Origin of the sequence: Nonomuraea sp. NPDC049655, from assembly GCF_044465465.1 — a bacterium.
Lineage (GTDB): Bacteria > Actinomycetota > Actinomycetes > Streptosporangiales > Streptosporangiaceae > Nonomuraea.
On record NZ_JBITLS010000015.1, the window covers coordinates 148,359 to 165,185 of the forward strand.

The window sequence follows — 16,827 nt, forward strand, 5'->3', positions numbered from 1 at the left end:
TCATGGCTATCTGGCTGACCGAGAACAGCAAGATCATTGTTCAGGGCATGACCGGCGGTGAGGGCACCAAGCACACCCGCCGCATGCTCGCCTCCGGCGCGAAGGTCGTCGGCGGCGTCAACGCCCGCAAGGCGGGCATCACGCACGAGGGCCTGCCCGTGTTCGGCACGGTGAAGGAGGCCATGGAGCAGACCGGCGCCGACGTGTCGGTCGTCTTCGTGCCGCCGGCCCATACCAAGGCCGCCGTCAAGGAGGCCGTCGACGCCGAGATCCCGCTCTGCGTCGTGATCACCGAGGGCATCCCGGTCCACGACTCGACCGAGTTCTGGGCGTACGCGGTGGCCAAGGGCAACAAGACCCGCATCATCGGGCCCAACTGCCCCGGCATCGCCTCGCCCGGCGCGTCCAACGCCGGCATCATCCCCGCCGACATCACCACCGCCGGCCGCATCGGCCTGGTCTCGAAGTCCGGCACGCTGACCTACCAGCTCATGTACGAGCTGCGCGACTTCGGTTTCTCGACCGCGGTCGGCATCGGCGGCGACCCGGTCATCGGCACCACGCACATCGACGCGCTCCAGGCCTTCCAGGACGACCCCGACACCGACGCGATCGTGATGATCGGTGAGATCGGCGGCGACGCCGAGGAGCGTGCCGCGGCCTACATCGAGCAGCACGTCACCAAGCCGGTCGTGGCCTACGTCGCGGGCTTCACCGCCCCCGAGGGCAAGACGATGGGCCACGCCGGCGCCATCGTCTCCGGCTCGGCCGGCACCGCCCAGGCCAAGAAGGAGGCCCTGGAGAAGGTCGGCGTCCGCGTCGGCAAGACCCCCTCCGAGACGGCCCGCCTGATGCGCGAGATCATGCAGTCCCGCTAGTCACGCTGGAAAGGCCCCGCCTGGCCGCCGCCATGCGGGGCTTTTCCATGCCGCCGGGCGTCCCAGGGCCCGCCGGGCGGCGCGTAAAGGGCGGGGAAAGGGCGCGAGGCGCGTTCGCGGGGGTCTCGCGGCGACAAAGTGGACCCGCTGCGGCGCGTCAACCAAGCGATGGTTGGGAAAGATTGAGAAAATCACATCTGTGACGGCCATTCTCGACCAGTTGCGTACCGCCCCCAAGTCGGTGCTCGGCAAGCTCCCCGGGGTCTCGACCGACGACGACGAGACGAGGCGGCCGCTACCCGTGTCGGGCATGCTCGCCGCCGCCTGCACGCTCGGCGTCGGCCTGGCCGTGCTCACCACGCTCACCCTCGTCGGCTGGATCGCCGCGCCGCGCGGCACGCTCGGCGCGGGCCTGCCCGGCGTGTTCCGCGCCGCGGCGCAGCTCTGGCTGGCCGCGCACCACGCGGGGTTCGCGATGCCCGGCGGCCGGGTCGGGCTGCTGCCCCTCGGGCTGATGGTGCTGCCCGCCTTCCTGCTCTACCGCGCCGGCCGGTGGATGGCCCGCGATGCCGACCTGCGGCTGCGCCTGCCCGCCCGGCTGCCCAAGAACAGCCCGCGCGAGCAGGCCAACGCCCGCCGCCGCGCGCAGCTCGTGCTGGTCGGCCAGGCCGGCGTCTCGCTGGCGGCCCCCTACGCGCTGCTGGCCGGGCTGATCGCGCTGGTGGCGAGCAACGAGATCACCCAGCCGTTCATCGGCGAGGCGCTGCTCAGCCACTTCGTGCTGGCCTTCCTGGCGGGTTCGCTGGCCACCGCGCGCATGATCGGCCCGTGGCGGATCATGCTCAAGCTGCTGCCCGAGCGGCTGCGGGCCGTCACGGTCGGCACGGCGGTCGCCACCACCGCGCTGCTGGCGTCCGGGCTGGGGCTGGTGCTGGTCGCGGTCGTGCTGAACTTCGGCCAGGTCAGGGACCTGTCGAACGTGCTCGCGCCCGGCTTCGTCGGCGGTGTGCTGCTGTTGCTGCTCCAGCTCCTCTACCTGCTCAACGCCGTGATCTGGGCCTCCTCCTACATCGCCGGCCCCGGCTTCGCCATCGGCGCGGACACGCTGGTCGCCCCGACCGGCGTCGAGCTCGGCACGGTGCCGAGCCTGCCGCTGCTGGGCGCGCTGCCCGAGAGCGGGCCCGTGCCCGCGTGGATGATGGCGGTGATCGCGCTGCCGTTCGCGGCGGGCGCGGTGGCGGGCGTGTTCGTGGCCCGGATCTCGCCCTCGCATTCGTACGAGGCCGCCCCCCTGTGGGGCTTCCTGACCGGCGTCTCCACCGGCCTGGTCGCCGGCCTGCTGGCCGCGCTGTCCGGCGGGCCCATCGGCGGCGGCCGGCTGTCGGCGATCGGCCCGTCCCCCTGGGAGGTGGCCCTGTCGGTGGCCCTGGAGGTGGGCGTGGCGGCCGGCATCTCGGCGGGCGTGGCCAACCTGCTGCTGCTCAACAAGAAGGCCCGCGCGCCGCTCGACAAGGCCGCCGCCCCGGTCCGCAAGGCGGGGGCGGCCATCGCCAAGGCGGCCAGCAAGGTCGGCCTGGCCGAGTCCGACCCGCGCCCCCTGCCCGGCCACTGGATGGACGCCACCGAGGCCGACACCCAGGAGATCCCGGTCATCAGGGACGACTGGCAGGACGAGCACGCCTCCGCCGAGGCCGAGACCCTGGCCCAGGCCCGCCCACGCCCGGCCGAGCCCTCGGACGGCCCGGCCCGCCCGCCGCGCAAGGACATCGTGGACGAGTCCGACGACCGCGGCGGCCACGTCATCTACGTCGACCCCTACGCCTGGGACCGCGACTAGGCGGCGCGCGGGGCTAGGACTGCATCGCCCCGAGCAGCTGGAGGACGTCGGGCGGCAGCTTGCGCTGCGCGGCGTCCCTGAACTGGGTGAAGCACTCGCCCTGGGCCGAGACCGTGCCCGCGCCCTTCATGCACTCCTGGTAGGCGGAGTATTCGTCCATCAGGTAGAGCTGCATCCCCGTGGCCATCGCCGACAGGGCCAGCGCGATGGAGGAGATCGTGATGCCGCCGACGGCCGTGCCGGTGGGCTTGTGGGCGCTGCGCAGCCGCGGCAGCGCGCGGATGCCCGACATGAGCGCGAACAGGGCCATGACCAGGCCGGCGAGCGGCAGCATGAACGTCATGGCCAGCGCCGCGATGGACAACCAGATCGCACGGCGACCCGCTGAATCGGCGGGCTGCTGACCCGCCGGTGCCTGCACCGGTGTCGACACCTGACCTCCTCTGCGTCGCCGGGCGAGGAACAGATACCCTGTCAGCCCCACCCTGTTTCCATTCTTTGGAGTGTGCGTGTCAAAGGCTGGGCGGCTCGTCGTCCTCGTCTCCGGCTCTGGAACCAACCTACAGGCCCTGCTGGACGCTTCCGCCGACCCGTCGTACGGTGCGCGCGTGGTGGCGGTGGGCGCGGATCGGGACGGCATAGAGGGCCTGGCCAGGGCCACCAGGGCAAATGTTCCGACGTTTGTTGAAAAACTGGGCGATCATGCGACTCGGGCGGACTGGGATGCCGCTCTCGCCGCCAGGATCGCATCGTACGAGCCCGACCTGGTGGTGTCGGCGGGCTTCATGAAGATTTTGGGCGCGCCCACGCTCGACGCCTTCCCCGTGCTCAACACCCATCCGGCGCTGCTGCCGTCCTTCCCCGGCGCCCACGGCGTGCGCGACGCGCTGGCCCACGGGGTGAAGGTGACCGGCTGCACCGTGATGCTGGCCGACGCGGGGATCGACACGGGCCCGATCGTCGCCCAGGAGGCGGTGCCCGTGCTGCCGGACGACGACGAGCCGGTCCTGCACGAGCGCATCAAGACCGTCGAGCGCCGCCTGCTCGTCGACATCGTCGGCCGGATGGCCCGCGAGGGCTGGACGGTCAGCGGACGCACCGTCCGCATCGGCAACCAATCAGGAGGGGAAAGCACGTGACTCGCATCGCCATCCGGCGCGCGCTGATCGCTGTCTACGACAAGTCCGGGCTCGAAGAGCTGGCCAGGGCACTCGACGGCGCCGGCGTGGAGATCGTGTCGACAGGCGGCACGGCCGCCGCGATCGCGTCCCACGGGATCCCGGTGACCAAGGTGGAGCAGCTCACCGGCTTCCCCGAGTGCCTCGACGGCCGGGTCAAGACGCTGCACCCGCGCGTGCACGCCGGCCTGCTGGCCGACCTCACCAAGCCCAGCCACGTGGCCCAGCTCGACGAGCTGGAGATCGACCCGTTCCAGCTCGTGGTGGTCAACCTCTACCCGTTCCAGCAGACGGTGGCCTCCGGCGCCTCCGACGAGGAGTGCGTCGAGCAGATCGACATCGGCGGGCCCGCGATGATCAGGGGCGCCGCCAAGAACCACGCCACCTGCGCGGTCGTGGTCGACCCCGCCGCCTACGGCGACGTGCTCGCCGCGCTGGACGAGGGCGGCTTCACGCTGCACGAGCGCCGCCGCCTGGCCGGTGTCGCCTACGCCCACACCGCCGCCTACGACGTGGCCGTGGCCAACTGGTTCGCCGGGCCGTACGCGGGCGGGGAGGAGGAGTTCCCCGAGTTCACCGGCGTCGCGTACGAGCGCAAGGCGACCCTGCGTTACGGCGAGAACCCGCACCAGCGCGCCGCCCTCTACACCGCCGGCTCCGGCGGCCTGGCCAACGCCGAGCAGCTGCACGGCAAGGAGATGTCCTACAACAACTACCTCGACTCCGACGCTGCCTGGCGGGCGGCCTGGGACTTCGCCGAGCCGTGCGTGGCCATCATCAAGCACCAGAACCCGTGCGGCATCGCCGTCGGCGCCGACGTGGCCGAGGCCCACCGCAAGGCCCACGCCTGCGACCCCGTCTCGGCCTACGGCGGCGTGATCGCGGTCAACCGCGAGGTCACCGTCGAGCTGGCCCGGCAGATCGCCGACGTGTTCACCGAGGTCGTCGTGGCCCCCGGCTTCAGCGCGGAGGCGCTGGAGGTGCTGCGGGCCAAGAAGAGCCTGCGCCTGCTGCGCTGCCCGGAGGGGCCGTCCCAGCCGCTGGAGTTCCGCCGCGTCGACGGCGGCCTGCTGCTGCAGGCGGTCGACCGGATCGACGCCGGCGGCGACGACCCGTCGGCGTGGGAGCTCAAGACCGGCGCGGCCGCCTCGCCCGAGCTGCTGGCCGACCTGGCCTTCGCCTGGCGCGCCTCGCGCTCGGTGAAGTCGAACGCGATCCTGCTGGCCGCCGGCGGCGCCACGGTGGGCGTGGGCATGGGCCAGGTCAACCGCGTCGACTCCTGCCGCCTCGCGGTGAGCCGGGCGGGGGAGCGGGCGGCCGGCTCGGTCGCCGCCTCCGACGCGTTCTTCCCGTTCCCCGACGGACCGCAGGTGCTGATCGAGGCCGGGGTCAAGGCGATCGTGGAGCCGGGCGGCTCGATCCGCGACCAGGAGGTGATCGACGCCTGTGAGCAGGCGGGCGTCACCCTCTACTTCACCGGCACCCGCCACTTCTTCCACTGATCACCGGTTCATCGGATAAAGGGCAACAAGAGATCACTTGTTGCCCTTTATCCGTTTTGGCGGCGAGCATCGGCACTCCCCGGTTACCCTGATTGCCGCCCTGCTGTGCTGATTCCCCCGGAGTTTCCATGCTCGACGCGACCCTGCATGCCTTCGTGACCATGAACGGCTTCTCGACCAGCCCGTTCGTCCTGCTGGTCCTCGCCTTCATCGGTGCCTACCTCGGCAGCCGGGTCGTCGAGCTCATCCCGTACACCCGCCGGATCATCGAGCGCCGCGAGGCCCGCTTCGCCGAGCGCGACTAGCCGCCGGTTCTCAGATCTGCCGACGGACGCCTCGGCGCGCCGGCGGGCCATGGTGAGGCCGCTGCCGTACGAGCGAGATCGTGAAGCACTCGTTCCGGCCCCCGGTAACGCGTCACCGCACGGGACGGACGCCGACGCCGTCGAGGTAGGTCTCGATCGCGCCGAGTTCGGCGGTGCCGACCACGGCCGCGACGTATCCGTCCGGCCGGATGAGCGCCCACTGCTCGGGCGACAGCCCGTACGCGCTCCGGACATGGCCTCCGGTGTCGAGGATGTCGTCGCCGATGACGTGGATGCGCAGGCCCCTGCGCGGTTCTGGGACCGCGGCGTCGCCGGGCTCGTAGCCGAGCAGGGTCCAGTGCGGTCCCTGGAACAGGCTGAACAACCGTGTGGCCGGCCCACCCGCGCCGGTGACGGGGGCGTCGGGCGCGCGGTCGCCGGCCGCCACGCCCTTGTGGCGCTCCAGGCCGGTCAGCGACAGCGACGAGTCCGGGTAGCCGACATCGAGCTGGGTCACCTCGCGGCCCCGGCGCATCTCCCGGTTCCTGGCCGCTTCGAGCAGCCTCTCGGACAGGCCGAGGACCGCCTCGGCGACCGGCCGGCGCTCCTCCTCGTAGGTCGCCAGCAGTGACTCCGGCGCGCCGTCGAGCACGGCGGCGAGCTTCCAGCCGAGGTTGTAGGCGTCCTGGATGCTCGTGTTCAGGCCCTGCCCGCCGGTCGGCGGATGGCAGTGCGCGGCGTCCCCGGCCAGGAGCACGCGCCCACGCAGGTAGGCGTCGGCCAGCCGGGCCTGCATCGTGAACACCGATGCCCAGGACACCTCGCGGATCACGATGTCGTCCTGGCCGCCGCGCTCGTGGAGCAGGGCGGTGAGCCCTTCGGGCGAGAGGTCGACGTCCACGTCGAGGGGGACCGGGGCCATGTACTGGAACATGCCGGTGCCGTGGAGCGGGCACAGCGAGACGCTGCGCTCGGGCTGCTCGTTGCCCCAGCGGTGCCAGACGCGCGACGAGGCGCCGTCGGCCCGCACGTCGGCCACGAGCGCCCGCACGCCGAGGGACTTCCCGCGGAACTCGATGCCGAGGGCCTTGCGGACGAAGCTCGATCCGCCGTCGGCGCCGACCAGGTAGGCGGCTCGCACGGTCCGCTCCCCGCCGGAGGTGGCCATCCGCGCGGTCACGCCGTCGGGGTCCTGGTCGAAGCCGACGAGTTCGCAGCCGTACTCCGGGGCGTGGCCGAGTTCGGCCAGCCGCTCCCGCAACCGGCGCTCGGTGCGGAACTGCGGAACGAGCAGCGGGATCTGGTACGGCTCGGCGGGCGTCGGCTCCGGCAGGATCCCGGCGTGCCTGTCGACCGGTCCGTCGGGGGTGTAGGTGCGCAGGGGAGGATATTCGCCTCCCGAGGCGACGATCCGGTCGACCACGCCGAGGTCCTCGAACACCTCCTCGGTGCGCGGCTGGATGCCCTTGCCCCGTGAGCCGATGAACGGATGCGGCGCCTTGTCGATCAACCGGAACGCGATGTTCCTGCGGGCGAGATCGATGGCGAGGGTCAGTCCCGCCGCGCCGGAACCACAGATGATCACATCAAGGTCTTCGTTGCGTGCCACGGTTCACTCTCCGTCGGTGGCGGCCGGGCAGGTCGGCCCGCCCGGCGCGAATTTATGTGTATTAAGCACGGAGTATGATCCGCAGCCGGAGCGGCCGTCAAGCCGCCGGTCGCGGTCGACGCGGCTTCCTGATCATCGAACACATCACTTTGAGCTGCTCTTTCGTGTCCAGCTAGGCATGGAGAAAACTCTGATCCGGGTGTTGTGAGCACGCTGTTCCGGTGCCCGAAAATTATGTGTATTCTGAGCACATCTTCGCGTCCTCGCCGTGCGAAGGAGGCGTCTCCGCAGGTCTGCCGGAGGCTGCCGGTATTCTTGGCACCTCCCCGTCCGCAAGGGCACGTAAGGCATCGGTGGCGAGCATGGCTTCCCAACACCGCCGGCACATCACGTTCCGGCGCCTGCATGAATCGCTCGTCGACCTGATCGCGCTCATGAACCTGCCGCAACGCGACGAGGTCCTCATGGCCGAAGCGGGCATCGATCTCGACCGCGCGTTGTTCAAACTGATCGTCGGAATCCGGCGGTTCGGGCCGATCGGCGTGGTCGAACTCGCCGAACGGGCCGGACGCGACCACACCACCGTCAGCCGGCAGGTGGCCAAACTCGCCGAGCTCGGCCTGATCGAGCGGCGTCCGAACCCGGCGGACCGACGGGTCAAGGAAGCCGTGATCACCAGCGCGGGCCGTCGCGTGACGGACGCGCTCGAGGAGGCCCGGCAGCGGCTCGTCGACTCCGCGTTCGCCGAATGGAGCGACCGGGACCTCGTTCAGTTCGAGCAACTGATGCGCAGGTGCGTCGACGACATGCTCGCCATGTCCGCGGCCGACAAGGAAGGGAGCGGCTAGGGCGTCGAAGCCGGCGGGCCGCCCCCGGCCATCGCCTGCTGCGCCAGGTTGTCGGCCGGCTCGGCGACGCCGGGCGTGCCGAGCGCGACCTGCAGGACGTGCTCGCCCCTGTCGACCATGCCGCCGTCCGGCCGCAGGTGGCCGAAAGCGATCAGCGTGAGTGCCGGGATCGGTGACGTTCGGCCTCCCGGCGGGGCGGCGTCGAGCTCGCTGACCCGCTTCTCACCGCCATCCCGGGTGAGGTGGCCGGCGTGCCCAGGAGAGTCAGGGCCTGGGCCGAGCGGGAGTCCGGCGCGACGAGCCAGCGCTCAACCTGGTCGAGCCGGCGGCCGGACCGTCACTCGCGGCCGGCTCACTGGCCGGACAGGCGCCAGGCCAGCCGGGCGGCCCCGGCCAGGCCCGCGCGCACGCCCAGCGTGGTCGGCCGCACCCGGACCGCCCGGACGAACGCCAGCCCCGCCACGTCGTCGAGCGCCCGCTCCAGCGGGCCGAACAACACCGCGCCGGCCGCCGACACGCCGCCGCCGATGACCACGGTGTCGAGCTCGACCGCGGCCGCCGTGGAGGCGATCAGGCCGGCCAGCGCCCTGGCGCCGCGCTCGAAGGCCGAAAGCGCCACCGGATGCCCAGCGGACGCGTCTGCGGCCAGCGCTCTGGCGTCGCGGTCGCCGGTGGGCGCCCAGCCGTTCTCCAGGGCCCAGCGGGCCAGGTTGGGGCCGCTGGAGTAGCGCTCGACGCAGCCCCGGCCGCCGCACTCGCAGCGCTCGCCGCCGGGATCGACGCTCATGTGACCGACGTGCCCCGCGTTGCCCGCCGGGCCGAGCAGCGGCGCGCCGCCGATCACCAGGCCGCCGCCGATGCCGGTGGACACGACGACGCCGAGCAGCGACGTGCTGCCCTGCCCGGCGCCCAGCCAGTGTTCGCCGAGTGCCATGCACTGGGCGTCGCCGGCCAGCACCACGGGCAGGCCGGTCAGCCGCCGCAGCTCGTCGCGCAGCGGGAAGCCGCGCCAGCTCGGCATGTTCACCGGGCTCACCGTGCCCGTGGTGAGGTCGAGCGGGCCCGCGCAGCCGACGCCGACGGCGTGCGGTGCCGGGCCCCCGCCGGTCACCTCCGCGACGAGGGCCGCCAGCGCGGACATGACGTCGGCGCGCGGCGTGGGCCGTGCGGCGGAGCGCAGCAGGGAGCCGGCCTCGTCGACCAGCGCGGCGGCGAGCTTGGTGCCGCCGATGTCGACGGCGAGTACGCAGGTCATCCGGGTATGGGCCGGCCGGGCCGGCGGAGGCCGCCGAGGCGTGGCAGGGGGAAGCGGGCGCGCAAGGGGAACCTCCGTGGGACAGGGTGCCGGCGCCCGACACGATATGCCTTTCCTTGATCGATGACAACGATGTCATCGTTTCCCTGTGGACGACAGACGCCGCCTGCCTCCCATCTGTGGAAAAACTGTGGACGGACGCGCGGCCGGTGCCGGGAAGCCGACCAGTCATGGAAGGATTGACGGCATGAGCGCAGTGAAACTCGACGGCAAGGCGACAGCCGCCAGGATCAAGGCAGACCTCGCGACCCGGGTGGCCGCGCTCAAGGACCGCGGCATCACGCCCGGCCTGGGCACCGTCCTGGTGGGCGACGACCCGGGCAGCCAGATCTACGTCGCGGGCAAGCACCGCGACTGCGCCGAGGTCGGCATCGCCTCCATCCGCGTCGACCTCCCGGCCACCGCCACCCAGAAGGACGTCGAGGCGGCCGTCGACGAGCTCAACGCGTCCCCGGCCTGCACCGGCTACATCGTCCAGCTCCCGCTGCCCAAGCAGATCGACACGATGGCGCTGCTGGAGCGCATGGACCCGGCCAAAGACGCCGACGGCCTCCACCCGGTCAACCTCGGCCGCCTCGTCCACATGGTCGACGCGCCCCTGCCCTGCACGCCCCACGGCATCGTGCTGCTGCTCCAGGAGTACGACGTGCCGATCAAGGGCGCCGACGTCGTCGTGGTGGGCCGCGGCATCACCGTCGGCCGCTCGCTCGGCCTGCTGCTGACCCGCCGCAGCGAGAACGCCACGGTGACCCTCTGCCACACCGGCACCCACGACCTGGCCGCCCACGTGCGCCGCGCCGACATCGTCGTGGCCGCGGCCGGCGTGCCCGAGCTCATCACGCGGGACATGGTCAAGCCCGGCGCGGCCGTCCTCGACGTGGGCGTGTCGCGGGTCCACGGCAAGATCGCCGGTGACGTGGCCCCCGACGTCGAGGAGGTCGCCGGTTTCCTCACCCCCAACCCGGGCGGGGTCGGGCCGATGACCCGCGCGCTGCTGCTGTCCAACGTCGTGGAGGCGGCCGAGCGTTCCTGAGTGATCGGGGGATGAAGCCCTGATGGGGGGAATGGGAAGAAGAGCCAGCCCTACCCCCATCACGGAAGGCCGATTCATGGACACCCCGCTCATCGCTGTCGAGGGCACCTACGAGGAGATGGGGGCCGAGGTCGGCCACCGTACCGCCGACCTGGTCGCGCGGAGCGTCGAGACCTACCTGCGGCGGTTCCGCGACAAGTCCGGGCTCTCCTCGGCCGACGTGCTGCGCTGGGGCCAGACCTTCCTCGACGTGGCCAGGGCGTACGACCCGAGCATCGCCGCCATGCTGGAGGGCCTGGCGGCGGGCGCGGCGCAGCCGGTCGAGCACATCGCCGCGCTCAACGCCCGTACCGAGCTGCTCGACGGCACCGGCTACCACGACGACGGCTGCACCGCGCTGGCCGTCCTGCCCAAGTACACCCGCGACGGCCACACCCTGCTCGCCCAGAACTGGGACTGGCATCCCGAGCAGGGCGCGGTCACCTTCCTGCTGGCCACCCGCGACACCGAGGGGTTCGCGGTGCTCACCCTGGCCGAGGCGGGCATGCTCGCCAAGTCGGGGCTCAACTCGGCGGGGCTCGGCGTGTGCGCCAACCGCCTGCAGTCCGACCGCGACCAGGCCGGGGCGGGGGTCCCGTACCACTTCCTGCTGCGGGGGGTGCTGCAGGCCGACCGCATGAGCCGGGCCCACCGCAAGGTGCTCGACGTGCCGCGCGTCTCCTCGGGAAACCTGCTCATCGCCGACGCCGGAGGCGAGGCCATCGACCTGGAGGTGGCTCCGGGCGCGTTCGGCGCGCTGCTGCCGCGCGACGGCCTGCTCACCCACGCCAACCACTTCGAGGCCGAGCTGCCGCTGGAGGACATGAAGGCGGCCAGGTCCGGCCTGACCCTGCTGCGCCCCGAACGCGTGCGCCACCTGCTGGAGGACACCGCCGCCGAGCGCGCGGTCGGCCTCGAACACGTCGTCGCCGCCCTGCGCGACCACTACTCCTTCCCCGACGGCGTCTGCCGCCACCTCGACCCCGACGCCGGCCCGGCCGAGGAGTGCCACACGGTCTACTCCGTCGTCATGGACCTCGACGCCCGCGAGCTGGCGATCGCCGGCGCGCCGCCGTGCGCCCGCCCGTACGAGCGGTGGGCCCTGGACGAGGTCTTCAAGCCGGACGCCACCCCCGAACTCTGCTTCGACCCGGCAGCCGACGACGGTCGCCGCCCTCCGGCCTGGTGAGCCGGCTCACGGCCGGAAGTCCCGGTCCACGGCCACGGTGACGTCGAGCAGCAGGGGCTCCTCGCGGGCGGCCAGCGACGGGATCACCTCGTCGAGCACGGCCCCCAGCTCGGCGGGGCCGTCCACCCGCCGGGCGGGGCAGCCCAGCGACCTGGCCAGCGCGGCCATGTCCACCTCCGCGAACGGCGGCCAGGGGGCCTTGCCGCCCTGCCGGTCGGCCAGCCGGTCCATGACCGCGTAGCGGCCGTTGGCGAGCACGACGAACAGCGCGCCCACCCGGTAGTGGGCGGCGCTCCACAGGGCGTGCACGCCATACAGCGCCGAGCCGTCGCCCACGACCGCGACCACCGGGCGTCCGGGCAGCGCCATGCGCAGGCCGACCGCGGCCGGCACGGCGAACCCGAGCCCGCCCATGGCCGCCGAGACGAAGCCCAGCGGATTCCTGGCCGGGACCAGCCGGTGCAGGTCGGGACGGGACGACGGCGTCTCCTCCAGCAGCACGACGTCGCGGGGCAGCCGCCGGGCCAGCTCGCGCAGCACGTACGCGGGCCGCAACGGCTCCCCGCCGGGCACCTCGGGAGCCGGGGCCGGTGGAACGGCCGCCGCGGCGGCGGGACGGGCCGGCAGCAGGGCCGCCAGCCGCTCGCAGACGGCCTCCGGCGGGGCCAGGACGGCGAGGTCGGCCGGGCTCCGGTGCGCCTCGGCCGGGTCGTCGGTGACCACGGCGACCGCCGTCCCCGGCTCGACCAGCGGCCCCGGCGCGTACGGGTACTGCCGGAACACCGGCGCCCCCACGGCCAGCACGACGTCGTGCGGCGCGAGCACGGCCCGCAGCCGCTCCCGGTCGGCCGGCAGCACCCCCGCGTACTGCGGATGGTCCTGCGGGAACCCCGCCAGCGCCCCGAACGACTCCTGGAACACCGGGCACGCCAGCCGCTCGGCCAACCGCACCAGCGGCCCCCAAGCCGCTCCCGCCCCCGCCACGATCGCCGGTGACCGCGCCCCGGCCAGCAGCTCGACCAGCGGCGCCAGGCCGGCGTCGGGCACGGCGGCGGGCCGCAGCACCCGGGCCGGGGCCGCCGGGGTCTCGCCGGCGAAGGGCGCGTCCCAGTCGTCCATCGGCACCACGACCAGGGCGGGGCCCCGGTGCGTGACCGCCTCGTGAAAGGCCCTGGCCAGCGCGCCGGGCACGTCCTGCGCCCGCACCGGCTGGTCGGTCCACACCGGGTAGTCGCCGGCCAGCCCGGCCAGCCGCCCGGCGAGGAACGGCTCCAGCGCCAGGTGCCGCCGGTCCTGCTGCCCCACCAGGACGACCAGGGGCGCCCGGTTCACCCGGGCCGTGGCGAGGGCGCCCACCGCGTTGCCCAGCCCGGCCGTGGTGTGCAGCACGGCCAGCGCGGGCTCGGCGTGCCCGATGGCCCAGCCGGTGGCCATGCCGACGACCGAGCCCTCGTGCAGCGCGAGCACGAAGCGGAGGTCGTCCGGCAGGCCGGTCAGCAGCGACACCTCGGTCGAGCCGGGGTTGCCGAAGATCGTCGTCAGGCCGTACCGCCGCAGCACCTCGAACGCCGCCGCCCGAACTGTGCTCATCGTGCCCCTCTCGCCTGCTGGATCCGCCGGTAGACCTGCCCGCGCAGCTCGCCGGAACGCGGCAGCGACCGGGTGGTGAGCTGGTCCCGGTCGCGCGGCAGGTCGATGGCCAGGTTTTCCAGGTCGGCCCTGGTCTGCGCGTCCACGGCGGCGAACGGCTCGTCCATGAGCAGGATCCCGCGGCTCGCGACGGCCCGCGCGATCGCCACATGCTGCTGCATGCGACGCACGGCTGCTCCTAGGTGTTCGCTATGCGCACAGGTGTTCTCTGTCCGAACAGCTCCATATGGCGGAAACTACGCCCTTGTCGGCTTCCGTCAAGGGATCACCATGGTCGATCATGTGCAGTCGCTGGCCAGAGGGCTGGCGGTGATCCGCGCGTTCAGCGCCGCGGCGCCCGAGCTGACGCTCAGCCAGGTGGCGCGGGCGACCGGCCTCAGCCGCGCCGCCGCCAGGCGCTTCCTCATCACCCTGGCCGACCTCGGCTACGTGCGCAACGACGGCCGGCTGTTCGCGCTCACCCCGCGCGTGCTGGAGCTCGGGTACGCCTACCTGTCCGGCCTGTCGCTGCCCGAGGTCGCCGGCCCCCACCTGGAACGCCTGGCCGCCGAGGTGCACGAGTCCGCCTCGGTCGCGGTGCTCGACGGCGAGGACGTCGTGTACGTCGCCCGCGTCGCCACCGCCCGGATCATGAGCGTGTCGATCCGCATCGGCACCCGCTTCCCGGCCTACTGCACGTCGATGGGCCGGGTGCTGCTGTCCGCCCTGCCGCCCGGCGACCTGGACGACTACCTGGGACGGGCCGCGTTACGTGTGCTGACCTCCAGGACCGTCGTGCGGCCCGACGCGCTGCGGGCCGAGCTGGAGCAGGTGCGCCTGCGCGGCTGGGCGATGGTGGACCAGGAGCTGGAGGAGGGCCTGCGGTCCGTCGCCGCGCCCGTACGCGACCACGCCGGCCGTACGGTCGCCGCCGTGAACGTCTCCACGCACGCCGGCCGCACCAGCCTGCACCAGGTCAGGACGGGGCTGCTGCCGGAGCTCCTGGCCACGGCGGCGCGCATCGAGGCCGACCTGGCGAAGGTCTCGGTGACCCGCGCCTGACGCCCTCTTGCCGGTCGCCGGTCGCCGATCGCCGGTCGCCGGTCGTCCGTCACCGGTTGCGGTAGCGGTCGGTCGCGTCGCGGGTGGCCCGGATCGCCGCCTCGGCCCGGTCGTAGGTGCGCTGGGCCAGGCCGACGAAGATGCAGTCGACGATCAGCAGCTGGCTGATCCGGCTGGCCAGCGCGCCGGGCCGGAAGGCGGTCTCCCGGCCGGCCGACACCAGCGTGTGGCTGGCCAGGTCGGCCAGCGACGAGCGCGGGTTGTTGGTGATGGCCACGATCAGCGCCCCCGCCTCGGCCGCCGTACGGGCCGGGACCAGCACGTCGGGCGTCTCGCCGCTGCAGCTGATGGCCACCGCGACGTCGCCGTCCCGCAGCAGCGCCGCGCTGGTCAGGGCCAGGTGGGCGTCGCTGAACGGATGGCTGGACAGGCCGATGCGCAGCAGCTTCTGCGACATGTCGGCGGCCACCAGCCCGGAAGCCGCCACGCCGTAGACGTCCACCCGCCGGGCCACCGCGATGGCCTGGACGACCTCGCCGAGCTGGTCGGGGTCGAGCTGCGCCGCCGTGTCCGCCAGCGCGTCGGACTCCGCCCGCGCCACCTTGGCGATCACGTCGGTCAGCGGGTCGTCGGGGGCCAGGTCGCCGGGCACCAGACGTTCGGGCTGCTTGGCCACGGCGGCGGCCAGCGCGAAGCGCATCTGCGAGTAACCGGCGAAGCCGAGCGCCCGCGCGGTGCGCACGATCGTCGCCTCGCTGGTGCCCGACACCGCGCTGAACTCGGTGATCGTGCTCCGCACGACCAGCCCCGGGTCGTCCAGGATGATGCGCCCGATGGCCTGCGCCGCCGGGGTCAGCGACGGCAGCACCGCCCGCACGGTGGCGACCGGGTTCGCGGGCTCGGTGTTCAACGGGTCAGCCATTCGGCCGCCGCCTGCGCGGAGACGCGGGAGATGCCGTGCGTGGCGAGGTGGGCGGCCCCGACGGGCGCGTCGCTGATGCCGGTGTCCACCACGATCGCGTCGGGCCGGACGGCCAGCGCCCGCGCCAGCGCCTCGCGCACCCACGGATGCCGGGCCGCGTCGTGCACCACGAGCACCACGGGACGGTCGTCGAAGGCGGGCAGCTCGCCGTCGCGGTCGAGGCGCACCCGGGCGGTGTTCGGCAGCCGGGCGGCCAGCGCCGCCGCGATGCCGGTCGGCGTGGCGGGATCGACCGCCTGGTTGAGCCGGGTGTTGACCTCCACGACCAGCGGCCCCCGGTCGAGCACGGCGGTGCCGGTGGTGGTCAGCGCGGCCCTGGCGGCCTCCAGGCCGACGCCCTCGTCGATGTCGGCGCGGGCCTTCTCGCGCAGCTCGGACCGCTCGGCGTACCAGGTGGACAGGGCGAGCACCCGGCCGGCCGCCTCGGCCAGCCGCTCCTCCGCCAGCCGGCCCGTGCGCACCGCCTCCACGATGGCGTCGCGCATCTCGTGCAGGCTCCGCTCGTCGGCCCGGCCGGCGCAGATGGTGTCGACGCCGGCGGCCAGCGCGCGCACCGCGATCTCGCCGGGGCCGAACATGGCGGCCACGGCCTGCATCTCGATCGCGTCGGTGACCACCACGCCGTCGAAGCCGAGCTCGCCCCTGAGCAGGTCGGTCAGGGCGCTGTGGCTGAGCGTGGCCGGCATCGACGGGTCGAGCGCGGGCACGAGCAGGTGGCCGGACATGATCGAGCGCACCCCGTGCGCGATGGCGGCCCGGAACGGCGGCAGGTCGCGTTCGTCGAGCACCGCCCGCGAGGCGTGCACGGTGGGCAGCGCCAGGTGGGAGTCGGTGGTCGTGTCGCCGTGCCCCGGGAAGTGCTTGGCGCAGGCGGCCACGCCCGCGCCCTGCACCCCGGCCACGTACGCGACGGTGTGCCGGGCGACCAGCTCGGGGTCGGGCCCGAACGAGCGCACGCCGATGACCGGGTTCTCCGGGTTGGCGTTCACGTCGGCGGAGGGGGCGTAGTCGAGGGAGATGTCGAGTTCGGCGAGCATCCGGCCGATCTGCCGGCCGACCCGCTCGGTCAGCTCGACGTCGTCGGCCACGCCCAGCGCCCGGTTGCCGGGGAAGGAGCTGCCGGCGAGCACTTCGAGCCGGGTGACCGCGCCGCCCTCCTCGTCGATCGCGACGATCGCGCCGGGGTTCTCGGCGCGCACCGAACGGACGAGCTGCTCGCCGATGGAGTTGCGGGCGAACAGGATGACGCCGCCCAGGCCCTCGCCCAGCGCGCGGCGCAGCCAGTCGGGAGGCGACGTCCCTTCGAACCCCGGCTGGAGCACCGTCATCGCAAGTCGGACCAGCTCTGCGCTCATGCGGCATTTTCCTTCACAGTTGTTGATCTGAAGGTAATTTTCTGTCATCGTCGCCCTCGACACAAC

The 16,827-nt window shown here is 73.1% G+C and carries 16 protein-coding genes and 1 pseudogene; 9 read left to right on the plus strand and 8 right to left on the minus strand.

The annotated features are described in order from the left end of the window. The first annotated feature begins 2 nt into the window (after positions 1–2). Together sucD and ACIBQ6_RS39790 are read left to right on the plus strand one after the other, a co-directional pair. Complete coding sequence (sucD, locus tag ACIBQ6_RS39785) at positions 3–878, plus strand: succinate--CoA ligase subunit alpha (protein ID WP_125644468.1); 876 nt, start codon at positions 3–5, stop codon at positions 876–878. A 199-nt stretch (positions 879–1,077) separates the two neighbouring features. Further along, on the plus strand, positions 1,078–2,715 hold the full coding sequence (locus ACIBQ6_RS39790; RefSeq protein ID WP_358282292.1) for a DUF6350 family protein: 1,638 nt from the start codon (positions 1,078–1,080) through the stop codon (positions 2,713–2,715). Positions 2,716–2,728: 13 nt separating this feature from the next. On the opposite strand, the gene ACIBQ6_RS39795 is transcribed toward ACIBQ6_RS39790, so the two are convergent. Then, positions 2,729–3,148 carry a hypothetical protein gene (locus tag ACIBQ6_RS39795; protein WP_352323906.1) on the minus strand — a complete coding sequence of 140 codons (420 nt, stop codon included), beginning with the start codon at positions 3,146–3,148 and terminating at the stop codon, positions 2,729–2,731. A 76-nt stretch (positions 3,149–3,224) separates the two neighbouring features. Between ACIBQ6_RS39795 and purN the strand changes: the two genes are divergently transcribed. The 3 genes from purN (at position 3,225) to ACIBQ6_RS39810 (ending at position 5,700) form a co-directional block, all read left to right on the plus strand. Continuing rightward, positions 3,225–3,854, plus strand: a complete 630-nt coding sequence (gene purN, locus ACIBQ6_RS39800; protein WP_352366616.1) for a phosphoribosylglycinamide formyltransferase — start codon at positions 3,225–3,227, stop codon at positions 3,852–3,854. Continuing rightward, on the plus strand, positions 3,851–5,395 hold the full coding sequence (gene purH / locus ACIBQ6_RS39805) for a bifunctional phosphoribosylaminoimidazolecarboxamide formyltransferase/IMP cyclohydrolase (RefSeq protein ID WP_358282295.1): 1,545 nt from the start codon (positions 3,851–3,853) through the stop codon (positions 5,393–5,395). The genes purN and purH overlap by 4 nt, the downstream gene beginning before the upstream one ends. Positions 5,396–5,523: 128 nt before the next feature. Next, a complete protein-coding gene (locus ACIBQ6_RS39810) occupies positions 5,524–5,700 on the plus strand; it encodes a hypothetical protein (RefSeq protein ID WP_352323910.1) in 177 nt (58 codons plus the stop codon). Positions 5,701–5,812: 112 nt separating this feature from the next. Here the strand turns inward: ACIBQ6_RS39810 and ACIBQ6_RS39815 are convergent, their stop codons facing one another. Next, the gene (locus ACIBQ6_RS39815) at positions 5,813–7,309 is read right to left on the minus strand and encodes an FAD-dependent oxidoreductase (RefSeq protein WP_397218344.1); all 1,497 of its coding nucleotides are present in this window, start codon (positions 7,307–7,309) and stop codon (positions 5,813–5,815) included. Between the two features lie 362 nt (positions 7,310–7,671). Between ACIBQ6_RS39815 and ACIBQ6_RS39820 the strand changes: the two genes are divergently transcribed. Further along, positions 7,672–8,157, plus strand: coding sequence for a MarR family winged helix-turn-helix transcriptional regulator (locus ACIBQ6_RS39820; RefSeq protein WP_397218345.1), 486 nt, complete (start codon positions 7,672–7,674; stop codon positions 8,155–8,157). Here the strand turns inward: ACIBQ6_RS39820 and ACIBQ6_RS39825 are convergent. Next, a complete protein-coding gene (locus ACIBQ6_RS39825) occupies positions 8,154–8,276 on the minus strand; it encodes a hypothetical protein (protein WP_397218346.1) in 123 nt (40 codons plus the stop codon). The genes ACIBQ6_RS39820 and ACIBQ6_RS39825 overlap by 4 nt on opposite strands. 233 nt (positions 8,277–8,509) lie before the next feature. Further along, positions 8,510–9,412, minus strand: coding sequence for an ROK family protein (locus ACIBQ6_RS39830; protein WP_358282303.1), 903 nt, complete (start codon positions 9,410–9,412; stop codon positions 8,510–8,512). Positions 9,413–9,659: 247 nt separating this feature from the next. Here ACIBQ6_RS39830 and ACIBQ6_RS39835 point away from each other — a divergent pair, with 247 nt between their 5' ends. Further along, positions 9,660–10,505 (plus strand): bifunctional methylenetetrahydrofolate dehydrogenase/methenyltetrahydrofolate cyclohydrolase, encoded by an 846-nt coding sequence (locus ACIBQ6_RS39835; RefSeq protein WP_358282305.1) that lies wholly within the window; start codon positions 9,660–9,662, stop codon positions 10,503–10,505. Between the two features lie 76 nt (positions 10,506–10,581). Beyond that, entirely contained in the window at positions 10,582–11,733 is a 1,152-nt protein-coding gene (locus tag ACIBQ6_RS39840; RefSeq protein WP_358282307.1) for a C45 family peptidase, read from the plus strand. A gap of 6 nt (positions 11,734–11,739) precedes the next feature. Here the strand turns inward: ACIBQ6_RS39840 and ACIBQ6_RS39845 are convergent, their stop codons facing one another. Together ACIBQ6_RS39845 and ACIBQ6_RS39850 are read right to left on the minus strand one after the other, a co-directional pair. After that, positions 11,740–13,323: a thiamine pyrophosphate-dependent enzyme gene (locus tag ACIBQ6_RS39845; RefSeq protein WP_397218347.1), complete on the minus strand. Its 1,584-nt coding sequence runs from the start codon at positions 13,321–13,323 to the stop codon at positions 11,740–11,742. Further along, a pseudogene (locus ACIBQ6_RS39850) lies at positions 13,320–13,544 on the minus strand (ABC transporter ATP-binding protein); the annotation flags it as partial. The gene ACIBQ6_RS39845 and the pseudogene ACIBQ6_RS39850, both read right to left, overlap by 4 nt. Before the next feature lie 109 nt (positions 13,545–13,653). On the opposite strand from ACIBQ6_RS39850, the gene ACIBQ6_RS39855 reads away from it, so the two are divergent. Beyond that, complete coding sequence (locus ACIBQ6_RS39855) at positions 13,654–14,424, plus strand: IclR family transcriptional regulator C-terminal domain-containing protein (protein WP_397218348.1); 771 nt, start codon at positions 13,654–13,656, stop codon at positions 14,422–14,424. A 49-nt stretch (positions 14,425–14,473) separates the two neighbouring features. Here the strand turns inward: ACIBQ6_RS39855 and ACIBQ6_RS39860 are convergent, their stop codons facing one another. Both ACIBQ6_RS39860 and ACIBQ6_RS39865 read right to left on the minus strand, forming a co-directional pair. Then, positions 14,474–15,346, minus strand: coding sequence for a MurR/RpiR family transcriptional regulator (locus ACIBQ6_RS39860; protein ID WP_352328557.1), 873 nt, complete (start codon positions 15,344–15,346; stop codon positions 14,474–14,476). After that, positions 15,331–16,761: a glycoside hydrolase family 3 protein gene (locus ACIBQ6_RS39865; protein ID WP_397218349.1), complete on the minus strand. Its 1,431-nt coding sequence runs from the start codon at positions 16,759–16,761 to the stop codon at positions 15,331–15,333. The genes ACIBQ6_RS39860 and ACIBQ6_RS39865 overlap by 16 nt, the downstream gene beginning before the upstream one ends. Positions 16,762–16,827 lie beyond the last annotated feature (66 nt).

What these genes read in the sequence shown, in the direction of transcription:
- sucD (WP_125644468.1), top strand. Translation starts at nt 3, where the DNA reads ATGGCTATCTGGCTGACCGAGAACAGCAAGATCATTGTTCAGGGCATG.
- ACIBQ6_RS39810 (WP_352323910.1), top strand. Translation starts at nt 5,524, where the DNA reads ATGCTCGACGCGACCCTGCATGCCTTCGTGACCATGAACGGCTTCTCG.
- ACIBQ6_RS39820 (WP_397218345.1), top strand. Translation starts at nt 7,672, where the DNA reads ATGGCTTCCCAACACCGCCGGCACATCACGTTCCGGCGCCTGCATGAA.
- ACIBQ6_RS39825 (WP_397218346.1), bottom strand. Translation starts at nt 8,276, where the DNA reads ATGGTCGACAGGGGCGAGCACGTCCTGCAGGTCGCGCTCGGCACGCCC.
- ACIBQ6_RS39830 (WP_358282303.1), bottom strand. Translation starts at nt 9,412, where the DNA reads ATGACCTGCGTACTCGCCGTCGACATCGGCGGCACCAAGCTCGCCGCC.
- ACIBQ6_RS39835 (WP_358282305.1), top strand. Translation starts at nt 9,660, where the DNA reads ATGAGCGCAGTGAAACTCGACGGCAAGGCGACAGCCGCCAGGATCAAG.
- ACIBQ6_RS39840 (WP_358282307.1), top strand. Translation starts at nt 10,582, where the DNA reads ATGGACACCCCGCTCATCGCTGTCGAGGGCACCTACGAGGAGATGGGG.
- ACIBQ6_RS39845 (WP_397218347.1), bottom strand. Translation starts at nt 13,323, where the DNA reads ATGAGCACAGTTCGGGCGGCGGCGTTCGAGGTGCTGCGGCGGTACGGC.
- ACIBQ6_RS39855 (WP_397218348.1), top strand. Translation starts at nt 13,654, where the DNA reads ATGGTCGATCATGTGCAGTCGCTGGCCAGAGGGCTGGCGGTGATCCGC.
- ACIBQ6_RS39860 (WP_352328557.1), bottom strand. Translation starts at nt 15,346, where the DNA reads ATGGCTGACCCGTTGAACACCGAGCCCGCGAACCCGGTCGCCACCGTG.
- ACIBQ6_RS39865 (WP_397218349.1), bottom strand. Translation starts at nt 16,761, where the DNA reads ATGAGCGCAGAGCTGGTCCGACTTGCGATGACGGTGCTCCAGCCGGGG.